The sequence below is a fragment of the Spongorhabdus nitratireducens genome, from assembly GCA_947387575.1.
Lineage (GTDB): Bacteria > Pseudomonadota > Gammaproteobacteria > Pseudomonadales > Endozoicomonadaceae > CANDOC01.
Genome location: CANDOC010000010.1, coordinates 151829 through 173653 on the forward strand (window position 1 = coordinate 151829; position 21825 = coordinate 173653).

Here is a 21825-nt window from a genome sequence, read left to right on the forward strand (position 1 = left end):
TATACTCAGTAGCCAGCCACACTAAAATTCTATTGAGTTAAGACTTTAATACACTACAACTATCTTGCCCGTATTTGACAACGGTACTTATACACAATGGCCAACAATACGACTTTGAACACAGGCCAAAACTATAGTTCAAACTAATCCTGTTATCTTTCTGCCACTACCCCGAAAAAGATGAACTTTCCCTTCTAAAAGAAATCCTTTTTCAGCCATAAAGGCAAGTAGAAATTGATTCTTGCTTGCTTCAAATAATATTTCCAGAAGTGTCAATATTTTTTAATATACAGCAGCTATTTCTAGACTATGTCATAGATAGCATTACCGAATGCTTATTTTGAGGTGTTGCATCAGTAAAGAGAAACTATCTAATGAGAGGGAGGTCCTGCACCAGTCAGAATCATCAACATGGTACAGGATTTAAGGCCCAGATTAGTGCTGCAGAATCTGGCTGAGGAAAAGCTTAGTTCGTTCAGACTGGGGATTGTTGAAGAAACTTTCAGGCTCATTTTCCTCAACAATCTGTCCCTCATCCATAAAGATCACCCGGTCAGCCACTGTCTTGGCAAAGCCCATCTCATGGGTCACACAGAGCATTGTCATACCCTCGTTTGCCAACTCAACCATAACATCCAGCACCTCCTTGATCATTTCCGGATCCAGCGCAGATGTCGGCTCATCAAACAGCATCACTTGGGGGTTCATACAGAGACTGCGAGCAATCGCTACCCGCTGCTGCTGCCCACCGGAGAGCTGGCCCGGGTACTTATCAGCCTGGTCGGGAATGCGGACCCGCTCCAGATACTGCATGGCAATGGCTTCAGCTTCCTTGCGAGGCTGTTTTCGAACCCAGATTGGTGCCAGCGTACAGTTCTCCAGCACCGTCAGGTGGGGAAACAGGTTAAAGTGCTGAAAAACCATCCCCACTTCCATTCGAACCTGCTCGATATCCTTCAGGTCATTGGTCATTTCCCGACCATTAATAATAATGTCGCCCTGCTGATGCTCTTCCAGCCGGTTGATACAGCGAATCATGGTTGATTTGCCGGACCCTGAGGGGCCGCAGATAACTATTCTCTCGCCCTTACGAACAGTCAGATCGATATCACGCAGTACATGGAAATCTCCATACCATTTATTCAGCTTGCGCAGCTCAATCATGGCTGAATCTGAACCCGCCATTTCGGCATTATTTACACTTGTCATCATTATGTTCCTTATGCCTTGTGGCCGGTATTAAGCCGCTTCTCCAGCGACTGGCTGTAACGGGACATGCTAAAGCAGAAGAACCAGAATACAAACCCGGCAAACACATAGCCCTCAATCGCAAAGCCCAACCATTTAGGGTCAGCCAAACCAGCCTGAACAATGGCAAGCAAATCAAACAGCCCGATAATAAGCACCAGACTGGTATCCTTGAACAGGGCAATAAAGGTATTCACGATACCGGGGATAACCATTTTCAGTGCCTGAGGCAGGATAACCAAACGCATCATTTTCCAGTATCCCAGCCCCATTGCTGCTGCTGCCTCATACTGCCCTCTGGGAATCGCCTGCAATCCGCCCCTTACAACTTCAGCCATATAGGCAGACTGAAACATTACGATACCGATCAAGGCCCGCACCAGCTTGTCGAATACGACTTCCTCAGGCACAAACAGCGGCAGCATAACCGACGCCATAAACAGTACAGTGATCAGCGGAACGCCACGCCAGACTTCAATAAATGTGGTGCAGAAAAACCGGATCACCGGCATCTCTGAACGCCGCCCCAGCGCCAGCAGCACACCGAAAGGCAAAGCCGCAACAATGCCAACCAGTGCCAGCACCAGAGTCAACATCAGGCCACCCCATTTATGGGTGTCAACCATTTCCAGTCCCAGTCCACCGCTCAGAAGAAAGAAGCTGGAAATCGGGAATATCGACAGGGCATAAATCACCCCCCATTTTTTCCCCGGCATCGACTGAGGCATTAACCACAGCAATAACAGCCCTGTTTGCAGAAACACCAGATCGACCCGCCAGCGCAGATCCTCCGGATAGAAGCCGTAGATAAACTGTTCTATTCGAGCCGTTATAAATACCCAGCAGGCACCACCATCACAGGCACTGCGATCAGAACCAAACCAGTCTGCTTCGATAAAACTCCAACTGATAACCGGTGTCAGACCGATATATAGCAACCACCCAGTCACCACGGTCAGTACGGTATTGGCAGGAGAGGAAAACAACTTCTGCCTCATCCAGCCCCAGATGCCCCTGTTTGAAGCCGGAGCAGGCCGGGCAGCAACAGGATTTTCATTAACAATCATGTCTATCCCCCTTATCGCTCGGCCAGAGCCATTTTCTTGTTAAACATATTCATCAACAGCGATACCAGCAGACTCATCAACAGGTAAACCGACATCGTGATCAGAATGATTTCTACCGCCTGACCAGTCTGGTTCAGCGTGGTGCCGGCAAACACCGCAACCAGATCCGGATAACCGACAGCCGTCGCCAATGAAGAGTTTTTAATCAGGTTCATATACTGGCTGGCCAGCGGCGGAATAATGACTCGCATCGCCTGGGGAATAATAACCAGCTGCATGGTACGGCTTTTGGGAAGGCCCAGTGCAAAAGCGGCTTCCGTCTGACCTTTGTTTACGGCCTCAATACCGGAGCGCACATTCTCTGCAATATATGAAGCGGTATACAGTGTCAGGGCAATCAGCAAGGCACACAGCTCGGGAATAACGGCATAGCCACCGCGGAAGTTAAATCCTTTCAGTGCGGGAACTTCCCAGTGAACCGGTTGCCCCGTCATAAACCAGGCCAGTAATGGCAAGCCAATGACAATAACAGCAGCGGTATAAAATACCGGGAAGGTTTTTCCGCTTGCCAGCTGACGCTGCTCTGCCCAGCGTTTGATTACCCAAACGGAAGCTATGGCCAGCAACAGTGCCACACCAATCCAGATAGCTCCTTCCTGAAATATTGGAGCAGGAATATAAAGGCCACGGATATTCAGAAAGAACGTATCGTACAGATCAAGACTCTGACGGGGTGACGGCAACGTTCTAAGAACAGCAAAGTACCAGAACAGAATCTGTAGCAGCAGCGGGATATTACGGAAGATTTCAACATAGGCACCGCAGACACGGGCCACCAGCCAGTTATTGGACAGTCGCCCGACACCGACCAGAAAGCCAACCACTGTCGCCAGAATAATACCCAGCACTGAAACCAGAATGGTATTCAGCAAACCGACAATAAAGGTTTTGCCAAAACTATGGGTTTCGTCATATTCAACCAGACTCTGGATAATGCCAAAACCTGATTCCTGACTGAGAAAATCAAAACCGGTAGTAATACCGCGCTTCTCAAGATTACTCAGGGTGTTCTCAACCACCACAAAAGCCAGCCCGAGAATGGCAACCGTGACAATAATTTGAAAAACAAGGGCCCGCTTGTCCGGGTCATTCCAGAAATAGTGGCGGGCAGGAGCGGGCATTGTATGCTTTTCCTGCATGACAGACTCCTGTTACCTGTGCTCTATCAGCACAGGTACAGCTAAAGAGGATGTTATTCTAATGTGAAGACAGCCCGGACAAGCTGATTATGTAAGGCTGTCCGGGCTGCAATACCGTATGACTTAGCGAATCGGCGGCGCGTACTGGATACCACCCTGATTCCACAGGGCATTGATGCCGCGTGCAATCTTCAGCGGTGAACCTTCACCAACATTACGCTCAAATATTTCGCCATAGTTACCGACCTGCTTCACAATCTGGTAAGCCCAGTCATCGGCCAGTCCGAGGCCCTTGCCCTTAATACCTTCCTTACCAATAAAGCGGCCTACAGCCGGATTGTCAGACTTTTTCTGGCTGTCGATATTGGCAGAAGTCAGCCCCATTTCCTCAGCATTCAACTGGGCAAACAGGCTCCATTTCACGATATTGAACCACTGGTCATCCCCTTGACGCACAACCGGTCCGAGCGGCTCTTTGGAAATGACTTCAGGCAGTACCATTGCCGAATCCGGCTTTTTCAGTTTGATACGCAGTGCATACAGCTGGGACTGGTCCGAAGTCAGCATGTCGCAGCGACCCGCCTCAAACCCGCTAATGGTCTGATCTGAAGTGTCGAACACCACCGGCTGATACTCCATCTTGTGCTGACGAAAGTAATCCGCCAGGTTCAGCTCGCTGGTTGTACCGGCCTGGATACAAACCGTTGCACCATCCAGCTCAAGCGCGCTCTTCACCCCCAGATTTTTTGATACCAGAAAGCCCTGACCATCGTAATAATTCACACCAGCAAAGTTCAGACCCAGCGATGAATCCCGGGTCAGCGTCCAGGTGGTATTGCGGGACAGCACATCAATTTCCCCCGATTGTAGTGCTGTGAATCGCTCTTTGGCGGTGAGTGGAATGAATTTGACCTTGTCAGCATCCCCCAGTGTTGCTGCAGCAACAGCCCGACAGGTATCTACATCCATACCTTTCCAGTTACCTTTGTCATCAGGGCTGGAAAAGCCGGGTAGACCTGTGTTTACACCACATTGCAGATAGCCGCGCTCCTGCACGGATTCCAGAGTTGAAGCAGCCTGAGCCGAAGAAATCACTGAAAAAGAGGTGGTAAGTGCCAGCGCTGCCGCCAGCCCCGTGGCTTTTCTCATGACTACGATCCTTGAATATTCTTATTTTTATACTGCGTATTTTTATAATTGTTTCAGACAACAGTCGAAGAGAGAGGAGGCAAAATCCAATTAAGACTGCATACCTGAGGCCCTACCTTAACCCGATTATTTTGCTGATTGCAATCAACAAAGAAGCCTTCCAGACCGCATTATTCCTGAGTAGTACTGCTGCTTTATGCACAGATAACAACAGATATTCCGGACAGTAATCACAGGTTGGTTCAGCCCCTTCCCTTTTGTTACACTGCCGCTTTTGCAGTATCCATCGGCTATAAGACGTTGAAACAGATGACCGAAATCCTGACCGGACATTACCGGGGCATTATTGAAACCCTGGGGGAAGACCCGAACCGTGACGGCCTGCGCGGCACTCCGGAGCGGGCCGGCAAGGCAATGGAATTCCTGACCCGAGGCTATCACCAGACTCTGGAAGAGATTGTTAACGGCGCAGTATTTGAATCCGACAATGAAGAAATGGTCGTGGTCAAGGATGTAGAGCTCTACTCCCTGTGCGAACACCATATGCTGCCCTTTATCGGAAAGTGCCACATCGGCTACTTCCCCAGCGGCAAGGTACTGGGGCTGTCCAAATTTGCCCGCATTACCGATATGTTCGCCCGCCGCCTGCAGATTCAGGAAAACCTGACCCGTCAGATTGCCGAAGCGGTTCAGGATGTTACCAATGCCCGTGGTGTCGCCGTTGTGATTGAAGCCAAGCACCTGTGCATGATGATGCGTGGTGTTGAGAAGCAGAACTCTTCCATGACTTCTTCTGTCATGCTGGGCCAGTTCCGGACTTCTCTATCCAGCCGTCAGGAATTCCTGAATTTCATCAGCCGATAAACGGTATCGATCTGCCACACCAGCCTGTGTGGCAGATCATGATTTACCATTCCAGAATAACCTTTCCTGACCGCCCGCCCCGCATCACTTCAAAGGCCTCAGCATAGTCGTCCACGGGAAAACGGTGGGTAATAACCGGATCCAGTTTAAGTCCGGACTGCAACATACTGGTCATCTTGTACCAGGTTTCAAACATTTCCCGGCCATAGATACCCTTGATTTGTAACCCCTTGAAAATCACATGATTCCAGTCGATGGTAGTGTCACTGGAAGGAATACCCAGCAGAGCGACTTTACCGCCATGGTTCATATTGGCCAGCATCTGTTGAAAGGCTTGCCCGTTACCGGACATTTCCAGTCCCACATCAAAACCTTCCTGCATCCCCAGACCGACCATCACATCATCAAGTGATTCACGTGCCACATTAACAACCGCAGTTGCTCCCATCTGTTTAGCCAGGTCCAGCCTGTAGTTGTTCACATCTGTGATCACCACATGGCGGGCACCTACATGGCGGGCAATAGCGACTGCCATAATGCCAATGGGACCAGCACCGGTAATCAGCACATCCTCTCCAACCAGATCAAAGGAAAGCGCGGTATGCACAGCATTACCATAAGGGTCAAAAATAGACGCCTGATCATCACTGATATCATCAGGTATCGGAAATACATTCACTGCAGGAATCGACAAGTACTCAGCAAAGGCTCCCGCTCTGTTCACACCTACGCCAACGGTATGATTACAAAGGTGACGCCGCCCAGCCCGACAATTACGACAGTGGCCGCAGGTAACATGTCCTTCGCCGGACACCCGCTGGCCTTCATTTAATCCTTTTACACCGGCTCCCATCTCGACGATTTCACCGACAAACTCATGACCTGCGGTCATACCGACAGGAAAGGTTTGCTGGGCCCAGTCATCCCAGTTGTAGATATGGATATCAGTGCCACAGATGGCGGTTTTGGTGATTTTTATCAGTACGTCATTATGACCAACTTCCGGTGTTGGCTTGTCATCGATCCAGATACCCATTTCGGGTTTCAGCTTGGCCAGAGTTTTCATTGAATCTTCCAGTCAGTGAACAGAACCCAGACACCCGGCACCGGCAAAAAACAAAGGCTGCCGTCTATCTGATGCCGGAAATATATCGTCAGACCGTGTTACAAAGGTTATTTACAGAGGCCACGGCACAAAATCAGACAGATAATTACTAAGGGTATGAAATGGAGGCTAAAACGCAAACTTGGCTTGGGTATGGGGATAGAGTGAAAGAAGAGCGGAAAGAAGATAAATAAAACCGGACTGTTAAAAGCCCGGCTTTATTGCCTTGGTCTGAATACCTTAGCTGATAATACCCAGCTCGCGGCCAACCTTGGCAAAGGCAGCGATAGCTTTTTCCACATGCTCACGGTCATGTGCAGCAGACATCTGGGTACGGATACGCGCCTGACCCTGCGGTACTACCGGGAAGGAGAAACCGATGACGTAGATACCTTCTTTCAGCATCATGTCAGCAAATTTCTTGGCCAGAGATGCATCACCCAGCATAACCGGAATAATTGCGTGGTCAGCACCTGCCAGTTCAAAGCCCAGCTTGGTCATCTCTTCACGGAAGAACTTGCTGTTTTCACGCAGCTTGGCGCGCATCTCGTCACCTTCTTCCAGCATCTCCAGTACCTTGATGGATGCACCGGCAATGGTCGGAGCCAGAGTATTGGAGAACAGGTACGGACGGGAGCGGTTACGCAGCCAGTCAACAACTTCCTTTTTAGCAGCAGTGAAGCCGCCGGAAGCACCACCCAGCGCCTTACCCAGAGTACCGGTGATGATGTCCACACGGTCCATTACACCACAGTGCTCGTGAGTACCACGGCCTTTATCACCGATAAAGCCAACAGCGTGAGAATCGTCAACCATAACCAGTGCACCGTACTGGTCAGCCAGATCACAGACGCCCTTCAGGTTGGCAATAATACCATCCATGGAGAACACACCATCGGTAACGATCAGTTTGGTGCGAGCTCCGGCTTCATCAGCGGCTTTCAGCTGCTCTTCCAAAGCCGCCATATCATTGTTGGCATAACGGAAACGCTTGGCTTTACACAGACGCACACCGTCGATGATGCTGGCGTGGTTCAGGGCATCACTGATAATCGCATCTTCAGGCCCCAACAGGGTTTCAAACAGACCAGCGTTAGCATCGAAGCAGGAGGAGTACAGAATTGTGTCTTCCATTCCCAGGAAGCTGGAGATTTTTTCTTCCAGCTTCTTGTGTACATCCTGAGTACCACAGATAAAACGTACAGAAGCCATACCGTAGCCGTAGCGATCCAGAGATACCTGACCTTCGCGAATCAGCTCAGGGTGGTTAGCCAGCCCCAGGTAGTTGTTGGCGCAGAAATTCAGTACATGCTCGCCGCTCTGAACCGCAATATCAGCCTGCTGCTGGGAGGTGATTACACGCTCTTCCTTATACAGCCCGTCAACCTTCAGCTGTTCCAGCTTTTCCTGCAGTTCGGTGTAGAAAGACTCTTTCATTTTGCCTCCGGCAAATACAACTAATAGCCTGCCACAACAGCACGGAATGTGCGCCTTGGCTGCCGGAATAGTCAGCAGTTTTCGGGGCTTCGGACAGGCACTTCAAAACGCTGCATAGTGTAATTCAGCCTTGCCCTGTAAATAAATGGACACGGATCATATTTTTTCGACTTCGCAGGTTTATATCACTAAAGACCGTGGAATGAGCATACTAGAAAAGCTGCTGGATGATACTAATGCAGCTATCTTTCACTGTTATAGCTTAAAACTGGCCAATCAAAAATGGCATACGGGATCGAACACCAACAACATCTGGGAAATCTATTAGCTCACCTCTAGGCGAGCTGATTTTGCTTTGTACTTCACGTCGATGACAAAGAGCATATATAACAAAGGTCTGATCAGCCTCCCCGAGAAATTGAAATAAATCTATCTCCAAGGAATTTCATTACGTTATGCAGTGCATCAACTGTATCAGACTTTTTAAAACAATTACCTGTATAATCGACAGTAGAATAATGTTTTACCGAATAATGCTGTGCTTCTATCAATACTTGTTTCACACATGCTTTAAATTTAGTGCTACTACCAGCCTCAGACTGGATTTTAGACAATGCACAAGATAGCTCTCCCGCACTAAACACACAGTTAGCATCCACCAGAAAACTTTCACCTTTCCTAATCAGACCAATCAGAACTTTGTATATAGGAGGCGGCATGCCTTCATCGAAAGCATCAACCATACCCTGCGATAGCAGGCCAATAACTTTCGCTATGTGATGAATATCTCCAGCTGTAGAATCATACATATCTTCTTCGCTAGAAAGCCCGTATGACTGCAGCTTTGCTACACTAGGCGGATACTGAGAGTAGTGTTCTATCTGACGACAAAATACATCCATAAAATACTCACCCAATATCCTTGATATTGAACGACACAATTTCTTAAACTCATCTACCGCTTCATCTGGACGAATAACTGCTGAGTAAACAGTATCCTCCACAGGAGTATTAAACTTTTCCAATGCTCGTCTCACACTATCAAAACGGCTATGCAGCTCAGTGGAGCCTTGATAGGGATAAAGCCAGTAATCTTGACTTATTGATGACATATATGTAGCAACATCAACTACAACTGAAGCATATCCTGGATTAACACACCCCCACCCGCTACCGAGCCTCAAGACAAAGCTCAACGATTCGAATGCTGCAACATGTACAGGGTGATCCCAGTCGTCAAGATGCTGCAAACTAGCGAACATCCTGGACGTGTATGCTCTTGGCATAACACCTCGCCGACACATAACTTTCATTATTGAAGAAATATGTTCTAGACAGCGATCGAATTCTTCCTCACTCATTCGCCTTACATGCCGGTGAATTATTTTTGGCAAATACACTCTGAGATCTGTTCTGCACTGTTTGTTTTCAAAATCTTTGTATGCAGCCCCCTTTGAGTGCGGTGCCATAGTTTTTGAATGCATATCAACTGTATGGTCCAAGCAACCTGGAGGAATCTCAAAACTCGCTGTACCAGCTTTCATATCCACATATTCATCACGTGTTACTTCAACCTGTTCTTTACAGAAACCATCAATCATTTCAGAATTAGACTGTCGTCTTACATCAAGCAGAGATACTGCACAACCAATGTTCTGAGCAGAGCCGTATAAAGGAGGGGCCATCACGGAAAATGTTGTATGAACCGTGCCCGAATCTCCAGAAAGAGCCATTTCAGGTGGAACAATTCTGCTCCCCAAAACAGCACTTTGATTATCAAAACCTGTAGCCACTCGAACGGAGCTACAGTCACTACTGGCTACAGAAGCCCTGCTACTATGAAAATCGCCACTACCTGACAAATGGCGATCAGAACCTATTGAAGAGCAATATCCGGATAGAGACGTTGTATCTGGATCACCACTGTTAGCTCGAAGCCTTTGCGGCCATACAGGTTTACGCTCACGAGAAAGCGACCCCCGTCCCGAACTACCTGCACTGTCATGATCCGATGTAGATGTGTACAACGGGTTCCAACCAGGTATATCTACCGCACTAGAGATATGCAGCTTACCAGGCAACAAACTATCAGAGCTTCTCTTGCCCCTCATAACACCTTGAATGTTTGAAAATGCATTATAAGAGCAAAAGGTGTTCTTCAGTTTTTCTTTAAGCGATGAAGGTAACTGCTTAGATGTGTAATCATCCAGAGATAGGCTTTTCTGTTTTAAATGTATCAAGAACCTCGAACTACATTCCTGATCAAGTACATCAAGGTATTTGGAAGGCACAGATATCAAATCTACCAGAAATAACTCAGCACTAGACGCTGCATCAAGAACCAGACTTGATACAATCAAATCCTGACTTGGCTCAGGAAGCCTGCTGATCTCATGCCATTTATCAGTATTCGAAACCTGAAAAATTTCATAACAACTTTTTGGGTTCTTCTTTTTTCCTCGTTTTTCCACGATAACAAAAACACATTGAGGCTTCCTACCTTCCATGGGAAAACGAAGAAGAACCTTTACGTGCTGTGCATGCCTATCAATATTATGCCGTATACCTTCTGGAAGTGATGAGGATAGCCGGTCGCTTATCAGCATGACATCTTGATCATAAGATCCAGATATTAATTCTGAGTGGACAATATCAAATTCAGAGCCTGGATGTGTCTTATATAAATATAATGGCGCAGTATTGTAGGTCATTAATGCAGGCAGTGTTTTTGATATAAATAAAGTACAAAAAAGAAGAGGGCGAAAAAGGCATATAGAAAAGTGATAATAGTGTTTGTTGTTGTGCACGAACACACCCCCCTTCTGGAACATAGATCATAAAATATTAATGCAGATAATCCGAATAAGAATATAGATCAATCCAGAAGGAATATGCTTTTAATGTTTAAAGATCCCTGAAAGCCTCCAGTGCATCTTTACGTGAGGACTTTAAATCCACCATAGGCTGCGGGTAATCAATCAAGTTAGCTTCTGATGATTCCCAGGGGGCATGAAGCACCCGTGCTGAGCAACCTGAAAGTTCAGGAACAAAATGACGAATATATTCCCCATCTGGATCAAATTTTTTACTCTGGGTTACCGGGTTAAAAATACGAAAATAAGGCGCCGCATCTGCACCACAGCCTGCAACCCACTGCCAACTCGCACTGTTATTAGCAAGATCCGCATCAAACAAGGTATCCCAAAACCACTGAGCCCCTTCACGCCAGTCAATCATAAGATTCTTGATTAGAAACGAGGCTACAATCATTCTGACCCGGTTATGCATATAACCGGTTTGCCAAAGTTCTCTCATTCCCGCATCAATGATGGGATAGCCGGTCTGCCCATTTTTCCATTTCTGTAATGCTTCATCATCTTTACGCCAGGGGAAGCTATCAAACTTGGACTGAAAATTTTTCTCAGGTAGCGTCGGAAAGTGATACAGCAGATAATATGAAAACTCACGCCAGCCTAATTCTGATTGAAAGTGATCCAGCTGTTTTTCCAACTGGTCAGACATTCCGTTCATCTGCGATTGATGCCAGACCTGATGAGGTGAAATCAGGCCAAAATGCAAATAGGGCGAGAGTCTGGAAACAGACTTCATTGCCGGAAAGTCCCTGCCAGCCTTATAATTCTGAAGGCCACTCTCAAGAAAGTGTTCCAGTTGTCTAGATGCTCCCTGCTCGCTGATATCCCAGTGTTGCAACATGGGCTGATACCAATTGATTTTCGGCAGCAGATTTAACTGCTCAACAGATTCCTGTTTATCAGGTGTAATCAGATTGAGGGACTCAGGGGCAGGCAATGGCATTCTCGGTGCTGCCGCAGCAAGACATCCTTTACGATAAAACGGGGTAAATACTCGATAAGGCGTCTGATCCTTTTTGAGAACTTCCCAAGGCTCCCAAAGCAGGGAACCATTGAAGCTCTCTACTTCAACACCTTGATTACGCAGGCTGGATTTTAATTGGGTATCACGATGGATACGCCAGGGTTCATAGCAACGGTTCCAGAAGACAGATTTGATCTTGTATTGCCTTACCAGCTCGGGAATCAAACTGGCAGCCTTGCCTTGAAGGCAGAGAAGGTTTCCGTGCAGGGATTTATCAAGATCCTGCAAGGCACGGTGCAACCAGACTTTGCTGGCTCCACCCATAGACCATGAAGTCTCTTCATCATCCAGAATGTAGACCGCCAGAACACGTCCTTTTTGACACCCAGCCTGTAATGCCGGGTTGTCTTCAGTGCGTAAATCCTGACGAAACCAGACCAGTGAAGTGTAATAACTCATGATCAGACTGTATTCCGGTAGTTTTGTCCTTTTCAGTAAAGGTTCACTGAAAAACTACCGGAGTACAAGTCAATATCCTGCTTTTGTTACAGGGTTTCGAAGCTACCTACGATTTTCTCAAAGATTTCCAGATCCCGGTCATAGTAATGCAGCTCGGGAGCACTGTAAGACAGTTCATAAAAACCATTCTCCCGGCTCAAGCCATACGCCAGAGTATTGAGTTTCAGGCCTTTGGGAGTTACTACCTGCAGTTTCATCCGGAAGCCCGCCTCTCCTGCGAGCATAGCCGGCTGAAGTTCGAGCTTCTTCACTTCCACACCTTCATGAGTCTTCTTGAACTCAGCCAGATAGTAATCCGCCAGCTCTGTTGGCAACAAATCAGGTGAACTGGACTTTTCTATGCTCTTAAAAGCATTCTTGTGGTCTACACGGTTCATGATAATCCGGTGCAGGCCGGGTCCTTCCTCGGTCAGCAATATACCCTTGTTATTAACCGGCCCCATAACCCAACCAATGGGTGCCTGTACTTTAAAAGAGCCATCCTTACTGACCAGCTCTGACTTCTTCACTACCGACCAGCTGGCACAACCGCTCAGCAGCAGAATCAGTGCTGCCAGAAATCCATATTTTAACTTATTGATATTCATTAATTTGTTGCCTTATCAATCATATCCAGATATTGCTGCACGAATGCAGCATCTGCAGCTTTTGGTGCCAGCACCAAATACTGCCTCAGCAGATTGCCTGCTTCCGGATAGTTTTTTTCTTTCAAACTGAGAAGCCCTAAAGATTTATAGGGCAAGGGAAATGTTTCGTAACTTGAAAGCAGCGAGCGATAAACCTTTTTGGCCTCATCAAGATCACCTTCTTCATTACGAAGCCGGTGGGCCTCGGCCAGATAGAAGAGATCTACTTCTGGATAAAGAGCCTTTTGTGACGGAGCTTCAAAGGTTGCAATAATCTCATTGAACCGCCCGGTCTCGAGCTTGTCGATCAGTACCTGCTGTCTTAAATCAACGACATAATCCTGATAAGCACTCGCATTGATATCCCGAGGCGTCGAAGCAACTGCGTTTTCACTTAGAGCCTTGAAGCTTTTGATTCGCTCCTGCAGCTTGGGGTGAGAAGAAAAGAACAGTGGCGATTCGGCGTCACTGGCCTTTGCTTCCCTCGCCATGGCCTCAAATGCAGCATATGACTGTGCAGGATCATAACCAGCGGCAATCAGACGCTTGTAGCCTTCAGTATCAGCCTCTCGCTCAAGATCCCTGGAATAGCCCGTTACCGTGGTAGCAAGACCCAGCGTTGCCAGCAAAGGTCCACCCGCAAGCGCACCAGCCATGGCAAGTGCTGAGGACAGCTGATTAACCTTGCGCTGCTTTGCCGAATGCTTGTTTATAAAGTGAACACCTTCGTGCGCCAACACTGCAGCCAGCTGTGCTTCATTCTCCATTGCAGCAATCAGCCCGGTGTTCACATATACACCACCGTTCGGCAATGCAAAGGCATTCAAAATCGGCTGTTTCAGAATATATACCCGAATACTGCCTTTAAACTCAGGATACAAACGATCCATAATACCCTGAAGGTATGCCTGCATCGCCGCATCGCCCTCAAGCCTGTCACCTTTCTCAAGCTGTTGTTCGAAACGTTCGGCGGCATGCCAAAGACGATTCTCTTCCCCAACGGCTTCAATCGGGCCATCGCCAGTATAGGGTTTGATATTACTGGTGACGCATCCCGAGAGAATCAGAGCAGGTAAAAGAGGAAACAGTTTCTTTTTCATAGTGTTTCCCTGTTGGATTACAGCTTCGGAAACTGTCCCAGTGTTTCTGAAACCATATCCCGGGCACCCGACTGTTTTTTCAGACTAAGACTGGTACTAAGGGCAGTATTGGTCCAGACAACATCGCCTGTTTCAATATCAATCAAGCCAGTATTCAGTACAGTTACACCTCCAGGTATTACCACACCAAATGCTGCAGCAACAACCATACTGGCAACCCTTTCTTCACTGGAAATAAGATCAACACCAGACACCAGTAACACCTGGTCAGCTCCGGTTTCCTGTTTCAGGAATTTAAGCCCCTTGCCTAACGTGTCATCCGGCTTCTTCAGCTCTTCCTTAAAGGCTTCTATATTTCGGATTGAAAGCGAATTACCGGCAACAACATCATACAGGGCAACATGCTGATCTACCTGATCCTGACTTTGCTTGGAGAAAACCGGAGGTACAACGATTTCAACATTATTCAGATTGTTCTTGATGTAAGACTTGATTTCACTATTAACGAGTTTTTTACCCTCTGCTGACCACTCAGGTACTTCTTCCACAGCGGTCATTCCCAGCTCACTGATTCTGATATCAGCAGGCAGGATCAGTACTTTCGTGATACTGGCTTCAGCAGGTTGAGAATCATGAGTATCAAAGGCTAAACCTGACTCTTTCCCGACTTCTTTTTTATCATAGGCATGATGAACATCATTATTGACTGTCGACACACAGCCTGAAAGCACTATCAGTCCCGCAACCAGCGCGGCGGCCTGCAATATGCGCATTATCTACTCCATTATTGTTTTGAGCACTATTCTGTAACAGTACGACCAACCCCAAAGGTCTTTTCCTGATTACAGACAAGCCCCACATCTTAGAGTAAAAATACAGTGCTATGTAAGTGTTTTGAAAAGTTACTGACAATTGTCGTAAAAGTTACAATCAAAGAAGCCGAAACAGAATATCTGTTTCGGCTTTTAGAAAGATCGCCAGATATTGCTATAACTTAATCAAACACTGCGCTCAGTAGATCCTCCAAAGCAAGAGCACCATCCGAAGCAAAAACGTAATCAGCCTTAACATCACCTGAGACAACTACCAGCAAGCCAGCATTTTTTAATGTATATGCCTGGTCGATTTCGTCAGGTTTGATAACAACACTCAACCCACCCCGATTGAAAAGCTGACGCTCCAGTTTCAAAGACCGCTCTTCGGCAAGATTTCCAGTAATACTTATAATTGCGCCACTATGTCCAAGCCGAGCCTTTCGTTCAGCCTGAGTCACGGGTAATACAGCAGTATCTTCAGTTTCTGCATCCTGCAGCATACCTGCCGCAACCGTTGCATTGGTCAAACGGTCAATAACAATAAAGGCTCCAGTCGCCCGGTTATTTTTATAGGCATCAAAAGGCAGTGGCCGATCAAGACTCAAACTGCACTGAGCAATTTCATTCAGCTGCAGTTGATCTGCTTCTGTTTGTTCAAGGGTATTAACATCAATCCGGTACTGGATGGCAGAAACCGTTCCACTGGCCATCAGTGATCCGGCCTTGATGGTGTACTGTTTGCCCGGTTTCATGGCTTCTTCAGCCATCCACACCAGCTTTGCATTCAGGTCACGACTGAGTTGTGGCGGGTTATGAGGGTGCACCAGCATATCACCACGACTGATATCGATTTCATCTTCCAGCGTAAGTGTCACGGCCTGACCTGCAGCTGCAATGTCGAGATTACCATCGTAGGTAACAATGCTATCAACCCGGCTGGTTTTGCGTGATGGCAGCACCATCACTTCATCTCCGGGTTTCACTTCACCGGAAGCGATGGTTCCGGCAAAACCTCGAAAGTTCAGATTAGGCCGGTTTACATACTGCACAGGCAAACGGAAATCTGCGAGATTACGATCGGAGCTGATCTGCACAGTTTCCAGAATATTCATCAGCGTCGGGCCCTCATACCAGGGCGTATTTTCACTGGGGCTGACCACATTATCGCCATCAAGCGCAGAGATCGGCACAAACTTCACATCTCCCAGCGACAGCTTCTCAGCAAAGTCGAGGTAGTCATTCCGAATCTCTTCAAAACGGTCTTTGGAAAACGCCACCAGATCCATCTTGTTCACAGCAACCAGAATATGGCGAATACCCAACAGGGAGGCAATAAAGGTATGACGGCGGGTCTGGGTCATCAGGCCATGACGGGCGTCAATCAGAATAACCGCTAAATCACAGGTCGATGCACCGGTGGCCATATTCCGGGTGTACTGCTCATGCCCCGGGGTGTCGGCAATAATAAATTTCCGTTGCTCGGTAGAAAAATAGCGATAGGCAACGTCAATGGTAATGCCCTGCTCACGTTCGGCCTGCAGGCCATCCACCAGCAGCGCCAGATCAACATTATCGCCCTGGGTACCGGACTTGCGACTATCGTTGGTAACCGCTGCCAGCTGGTCCTCATAAATCATTTTACTGTCGTGCAGCAGACGACCGATCAGGGTACTTTTGCCGTCATCGACACTGCCGCAGGTCAGCAGTCGCAGCAGATCTTTCTGCTCATGCTGATACAGATAGGCTTCTATATCCTTCTCAATCAATTCAGACTGATGACTCATTTCTTTAGGCTCCGAAACTGTTTCTTAAATTTTAAAAACTGATGAAATGAGCGAAGGGTCAGAAGTAACCTTCCTGCTTTTTCTTTTCCATTGAGCCGGCACTGTCATGATCAATAACTCGCCCCTGTCGTTCGGATGTTTTGGTCAGCAGCATCTCCTGAATAATTTCCGGCAGGGTATTCGCTTCTGATTCCACGGCACCTGTTAGTGGATAACAGCCCAGTGTTCTGAACCGTACTGATTTCATTTCCGGCTGTTCATCTTCAGCCAATGGCATCCGGTCATCGTCAACCATAATCAGAGTGCCATCACGCTCAACTACCGGGCGTTGCTGGGAAAAGTACAGGGGGACAATTGGAATCTGCTCAAGGTAGATGTATTGCCAGATATCCAGCTCGGTCCAGTTGGACAGCGGGAATACACGAATACTCTCGCCTTTTTCAACTTTACCGTTATAGACATTCCACAGTTCCGGACGCTGGTTTTTAGGATCCCAGCGATGATTACGATCACGGAAAGAATAAACCCGTTCTTTAGCCCGTGACTTTTCTTCATCGCGGCGGGCTCCACCAAAGGCTGCATCAAAACCGTACTTGTTCAGTGCCTGTTTCAGCGCCGCGGTTTTCATGACATCGGTATGTTTGGCACTGCCATGGGTAAAGGGGCCAACACCCTGTTCCACACCGTCGGGGTTGGTATGTACCAGCAACTCAAGCCCCAGCTCTTCAACCCGCTTGTCACGAAACTCGATCATTTCCCGGAACTTCCAGGTGGTATCCACATGCAGCAGCGGAAACGGCGGTTTGCCCGGGTAAAACGCTTTCATTGCCAGATGCAACATCACTGCTGAATCCTTACCAATGGAGTACAGCATCACCGGGTTATCAAACTCGGCCGCAACTTCACGGATAATATGAATACTCTCGGCTTCCAGTTGCTTGAGATGCGTCTGTACCGCACTGGAAGCTGTCGAGGCAGCTTCAGAGGAATGTTCAGCAGGCATGGCAGTGTCTTGTCTTTTAATCTTATGAAGTCCACTGAAAAAGCTTCTTTTAATACAGGCTTTTTCAATGGACGGAACTATTTACAAGGCACTATATCAGCGGGAAATTATTATAAGAACACGATTAAATATAATAATTTTGCATAACAATATCACCCGAAGCACTATTCTCCGGGTGCATTAGTTAGAGGCTATTTACCTTAGACCGGGTTATCAATATCAATAAACAGATGCTCAATACCACAGTCAGCAGCCAGCCAGTCACCGACAGCCTGAACCCCATACCTTTCTGTAGCATGATGCCCGGCAGCAATATAATGAATGCCACACTCTCTGGCCGTGTGAACCGTCCGCTCTGAAATTTCACCACTGATAAAGGCATCCACGCCCAGTGCCAGTGCATGGTCGATATAATCCTGAGCGCCACCCGTACACCAGGCAATACGTTTCACCGGATGTTCTCCACCGGCAATTAACAGCGGCTCCCGGTTCAATCCTGAAGCAATCTGCTTTCCAAAATCAGCCAGAGCAACAGGCTTATCCAGCTCACCTTCAAAGCCAATATTCTGGCGATTCTGGGGTTCCAGAGGCCCGGTAATTTTCCAGCCAAGGATATCTGCCAGTCTGGCGTTATTACCCATGGTCTGGTGAGCATCCAGCGGCAGGTGATATGCAATCAGGCTGATATCATGTTGCAGCAGTTTCTGAATCCGGCGGCGTTTCATTCCGGCAATGGCAGCATCTTCCCCTTTCCAGAAATAACCATGGTGCACCAGAATCGCGTCGGCTTGCTGCTCAACCGCGGCATCAATCAGTGACTGACAGGCTGTCACCCCCGTAACCAGCCGTTTGATTTCTGACTTGCCTTCAACCTGTAAACCGTTCGGGCAGTAGTCGCGGTAGCGGTCCGACTCGAGTGTTGTGTCGAGTTTTTGAATCAGTTCACTCAGAGAAATTGCCATGTTTATCTTGAATCCCGGTTTGAATCGTTTCAGCGGCTGATATTATACCAATCAGCGTTATTCGCCTCCGCCCCAACTGAGCGCTAGCGATTTATCAGTGAAAGCGTTGGATTTCCATTACTGCATTGGCAGAGGGATATGAAGAAATTTTTAACATATATTGGCATGCCTGCACTGGCAGGACTGGTAGTCGGCTTTCTGTTACTGCTATTGGTTCCCGAGTTTTCAGCGCCACTGAGGAATTATCTGGCAAGCCAGATTCCGGCAGCCCCCCAGGGCGATGTTGTGTCCTGGCGTGATGCCGTTGACCGGGCATCGCCTGCAGTTGTCAGCCTTTATTCACAGCGGCCACCATCATCCAGCCGTTATCAAGAGTATCGTCCTCCCGCCAGCCTGGGTTCCGGCGTTATCGTCAAGGAAGATGGCTACATTCTGACCAACAACCATGTTGTTAACCGTGCCGGTCAGATTCTGGTAGCTCTGAAAGATGGCCGTGAAACCAGTGCCACCATCGTGGGCATTGATGCCGAAACTGATCTGGCCGTACTTAAAATCAACCTCAGTGACGCCCCGGTCCTTCCGCTTGCAAATTCAGACCCGATGCGTACCGGTGATGTGGTACTTGCGATTGGTAACCCTTTCCGACTGGGACAGACAGTGACTCAAGGCATTGTCAGTGCCCGGGGAAGAGAACTTCGCCTGAATACCTATGAAGACTTTATTCAGACCGATGCAGCTATTAACCCCGGTAACTCCGGCGGTGCTCTGGTCGATGCTCGTGGTAACCTGATCGGTATCAGCACGGCTCTGCTGTCACGGGATGGTGGCAGTCAGGGGCTTGGCTTTGCCATCCCGTCCAATCTTGCCCGCTATGTGCTTGAGTCCATTATCAGTGAGGGTCGGGTTATTCGTGGCTGGCTGGGGATTGAATCCCAGCCGATAACGCCTGATCTGGCCAAAGCGCTGGGAGTTTCTCCAACTGATGGCATTATTATTGCCCGGGTTTATCCGGATACACCGGCCAGCCAGGCAGGCCTGCATCGTGGAGATGTTATCCTTTCCATTAATGGTCAGGGAGCAGGAGATCCCCGCAAGGTCATGAATCGTGTTGCTCTGCAGATGCCCGGTGACAAGATAAACATGCAGGTATTACGGGATGGAGAAAAAAGAGAAGTCGAACTTGTTGTATCCGTTCGTCCCAATGTAGTTCAGTAAATCAGATAACCCTGCAGGTAAAAGACAAAACACTTTTACCTGCAGAACTTCCGGAATATTAATTATTTCCTCTGACGCAGCTGATAGTGACCGGTTGTCACACTCACCACTTCACCCTCGGTATTTTTGAGTTCTGCTGATAGCGTAAATTCTGATTTGCCATTAGCTTTCGCTTCTGAACCAATCCGCTCAATTTCTTCAGCAGATAAAGACACTTCACAGGTAAGCGCAGTTGTAGCGGGCTTGAGAAACTGAATCGTCATCTCTTTCACAATCGGAAAGTAGCGTGTCATATCAAAGCTGGTCATGCACAGCACACCACCGGGAAGTTCACCCAATGTGAACTGAGCTCCGGCATACATAGTACCGATATGATTCAGATTGGGTTCCAGCGGAATTTCCAGTCGGGTTTTACCCGGCTCGGAAGCCAAAAGCTTGATTCCGCATCGCTCAACAAACGGAATGCCTTCTTCCACCAATTTTCTGACAAATTCAGCAGACATAGAATGCTCTCTTGTTGTTTTTATTGTTATTACGTGAATGCCGGAGTTTCCCGGCACTCAGAGCAGGACAACAAATTATTCAGAAATAATTCGATATTCAGCTGACCGGGCATGGGCTGTCAATGACTCACCTCGGGCCAGCACTGAAGCCACCTTGCCCATTTCCGAGGCGCCATCTGGAGCAAAGTGAATAATCGAACTTTTCTTCTGGAAGTCATAAACCCCCAACGGTGATGAAAAACGCGCAGTACCTGATGTTGGCAAGACATGGTTGGGCCCTGCACAGTAATCACCCAGCGCTTCAGCCGTATACCGTCCCATAAAGATAGCTCCGGCATGCCGTACACCATCCAGCCAGCTTTCCGGGTTTTCAACCGACAACTCCACATGCTCGGGTGCGATACGGTTAATCACAGCCAATGCTTCTTCCTTGCTGTTCACCTTGATCAGGGCACCACGGCGGCTCATGGAGGCGGCAATAATATCTTTACGCTCCATGGACGGCAGCAGGCGTTCAATACTACGCTGCACCTGATCCAAGAAATCACCATCTTGAGAGATTAAAATCGCCTGCGCATCTTCGTCATGTTCAGCCTGGGAAAACAGATCCATGGCAACCCAGTCAGGATCGGTTTTGCCATCGCAGACAACCAGTATTTCGGAAGGACCGGCAATCATGTCTATTCCGACCTGACCAAACACCTGTCGTTTCGCCGTAGCAACATAGATATTGCCGGGACCGACGATTTTATCCACCCGGGGCACAGTTTCTGTACCATAGGCCAGTGCCGCTACAGCCTGCGCACCGCCAATAGTGAAAATGGTATCCACACCAGCAACTCTGGCAGCTGCCAACACCATATCATTCAGTTCACCGTCAGGGGCCGGAACCACCATCACAACTTCATTAACGCCTGCCACCTTGGCAGGAATGGCATTCATCATCACGGAAGAGGGATAAGCAGCCTGACCTCCCGGCACATAAAGCCCGACACGGTCCAGCGGTGTGACTTTTTGCCCCAGTACCGTGCCATCGTCTTCCGTATATTGCCAGGATGTCTGCTTTTGCTTCTCGTGATACTGGCGAATACGTGACGCAGCTTTTTCCAGCGCTTCACGTTGCTCAAAACTGATTTTATTCAACGCGGACTCAAGCCGTTCTTCGGTTATTTTCAGAGCCTGTACAGAATCAACTCTGAAGCGATCAAACCGTGCCGTGTAATCCAGCAGAGCCTTATCACCCTGCTGGACAATAGCCGTAATTATGGCTGTTACCTGATCCTGCACCTGATGATCAGATACAGACTCCCACGCCAGTAGTTGGTTCAACTGTTGCCAGAACCGGGCATCAGAACTTTCAAGTCGCTGGGGCTCAGCGGCCACTTCACTCAT

18 protein-coding genes are annotated in these 21825 nt (G+C 48.1%); 2 read left to right on the forward strand and 16 right to left on the reverse strand.

All coding sequences use genetic code 11. The annotated features are described in order from the left end of the window. Nucleotides 1-435: 435 nt before the first annotated feature. From ACYZZ0_RS18050 to ACYZZ0_RS18065, 4 genes are all read right to left on the reverse strand, one after another. Nucleotides 436-1164 (reverse strand): amino acid ABC transporter ATP-binding protein, encoded by a 729-nt coding sequence (locus ACYZZ0_RS18050; protein WP_461538115.1) that lies wholly within the window; start codon nt 1162-1164, stop codon nt 436-438. A gap of 56 nt (nt 1165-1220) precedes the next feature. Then, a complete protein-coding gene (locus ACYZZ0_RS18055) occupies nt 1221-2315 on the reverse strand; it encodes an amino acid ABC transporter permease (RefSeq protein ID WP_461538044.1) in 1095 nt (364 codons plus the stop codon). Nucleotides 2316-2326: 11 nt separating this feature from the next. Continuing rightward, entirely contained in the window at nt 2327-3514 is a 1188-nt protein-coding gene (locus tag ACYZZ0_RS18060; RefSeq protein WP_461538045.1) for an amino acid ABC transporter permease, read from the reverse strand. Nucleotides 3515-3637: 123 nt separating this feature from the next. Beyond that, entirely contained in the window at nt 3638-4663 is a 1026-nt protein-coding gene (locus ACYZZ0_RS18065; RefSeq protein WP_461538046.1) for an amino acid ABC transporter substrate-binding protein, read from the reverse strand. 309 nt (nt 4664-4972) lie between these two features. On the opposite strand from ACYZZ0_RS18065, the gene folE reads away from it, so the two are divergent. Then, nucleotides 4973-5527, forward strand: coding sequence for a GTP cyclohydrolase I FolE (gene folE / locus ACYZZ0_RS18070; protein WP_461538047.1), 555 nt, complete (start codon nt 4973-4975; stop codon nt 5525-5527). A gap of 43 nt (nt 5528-5570) precedes the next feature. Here folE and tdh read toward each other — a convergent pair whose 3' ends face one another. From tdh to ACYZZ0_RS18120, 10 genes are all read right to left on the reverse strand, one after another. Beyond that, nucleotides 5571-6593, reverse strand: a complete 1023-nt coding sequence (gene tdh, locus ACYZZ0_RS18075; RefSeq protein ID WP_461538048.1) for an L-threonine 3-dehydrogenase — start codon at nt 6591-6593, stop codon at nt 5571-5573. A 279-nt stretch (nt 6594-6872) separates the two neighbouring features. Then, nucleotides 6873-8069, reverse strand: a complete 1197-nt coding sequence (locus ACYZZ0_RS18080; RefSeq protein ID WP_461538049.1) for a glycine C-acetyltransferase — start codon at nt 8067-8069, stop codon at nt 6873-6875. A 401-nt stretch (nt 8070-8470) separates the two neighbouring features. Further along, nucleotides 8471-10876, reverse strand: a complete 2406-nt coding sequence (locus tag ACYZZ0_RS18085; RefSeq protein WP_461538050.1) for a hypothetical protein — start codon at nt 10874-10876, stop codon at nt 8471-8473. 97 nt (nt 10877-10973) lie between these two features. After that, the gene (locus tag ACYZZ0_RS18090; protein ID WP_461538051.1) at nt 10974-12365 is read right to left on the reverse strand and encodes a cryptochrome/photolyase family protein; all 1392 of its coding nucleotides are present in this window, start codon (nt 12363-12365) and stop codon (nt 10974-10976) included. An 86-nt stretch (nt 12366-12451) separates the two neighbouring features. Next, a complete protein-coding gene (locus ACYZZ0_RS18095) occupies nt 12452-13012 on the reverse strand; it encodes a hypothetical protein (protein ID WP_461538053.1) in 561 nt (186 codons plus the stop codon). After that, nucleotides 13012-14151: a M48 family metalloprotease gene (locus tag ACYZZ0_RS18100; RefSeq protein WP_461538054.1), complete on the reverse strand. Its 1140-nt coding sequence runs from the start codon at nt 14149-14151 to the stop codon at nt 13012-13014. Before ACYZZ0_RS18100 ends, ACYZZ0_RS18095 begins: the two co-directional genes overlap by 1 nt. A gap of 17 nt (nt 14152-14168) precedes the next feature. Beyond that, on the reverse strand, nt 14169-14924 hold the full coding sequence (locus ACYZZ0_RS18105; RefSeq protein WP_461538055.1) for a hypothetical protein: 756 nt from the start codon (nt 14922-14924) through the stop codon (nt 14169-14171). A gap of 221 nt (nt 14925-15145) precedes the next feature. Then, complete coding sequence (cysN, locus tag ACYZZ0_RS18110) at nt 15146-16750, reverse strand: sulfate adenylyltransferase subunit CysN (protein WP_461538056.1); 1605 nt, start codon at nt 16748-16750, stop codon at nt 15146-15148. Between the two features lie 58 nt (nt 16751-16808). Beyond that, nucleotides 16809-17753, reverse strand: a complete 945-nt coding sequence (cysD, locus tag ACYZZ0_RS18115) for a sulfate adenylyltransferase subunit CysD (RefSeq protein ID WP_461538057.1) — start codon at nt 17751-17753, stop codon at nt 16809-16811. Between the two features lie 200 nt (nt 17754-17953). Continuing rightward, the gene (locus ACYZZ0_RS18120; RefSeq protein ID WP_461538058.1) at nt 17954-18715 is read right to left on the reverse strand and encodes a Nif3-like dinuclear metal center hexameric protein; all 762 of its coding nucleotides are present in this window, start codon (nt 18713-18715) and stop codon (nt 17954-17956) included. Nucleotides 18716-18853: 138 nt separating this feature from the next. Here ACYZZ0_RS18120 and ACYZZ0_RS18125 point away from each other — a divergent pair, with 138 nt between their 5' ends. Further along, nucleotides 18854-19930 carry a S1C family serine protease gene (locus ACYZZ0_RS18125; RefSeq protein ID WP_461538059.1) on the forward strand — a complete coding sequence of 359 codons (1077 nt, stop codon included), beginning with the start codon at nt 18854-18856 and terminating at the stop codon, nt 19928-19930. 62 nt (nt 19931-19992) lie between these two features. Here ACYZZ0_RS18125 and ACYZZ0_RS18130 read toward each other — a convergent pair whose 3' ends face one another. Both ACYZZ0_RS18130 and hisD read right to left on the reverse strand, forming a co-directional pair. Further along, entirely contained in the window at nt 19993-20433 is a 441-nt protein-coding gene (locus tag ACYZZ0_RS18130; RefSeq protein WP_461538060.1) for a YiiD C-terminal domain-containing protein, read from the reverse strand. 75 nt (nt 20434-20508) lie between these two features. Beyond that, nucleotides 20509-21825: a histidinol dehydrogenase gene (gene hisD, locus ACYZZ0_RS18135; RefSeq protein ID WP_461538061.1), complete on the reverse strand. Its 1317-nt coding sequence runs from the start codon at nt 21823-21825 to the stop codon at nt 20509-20511.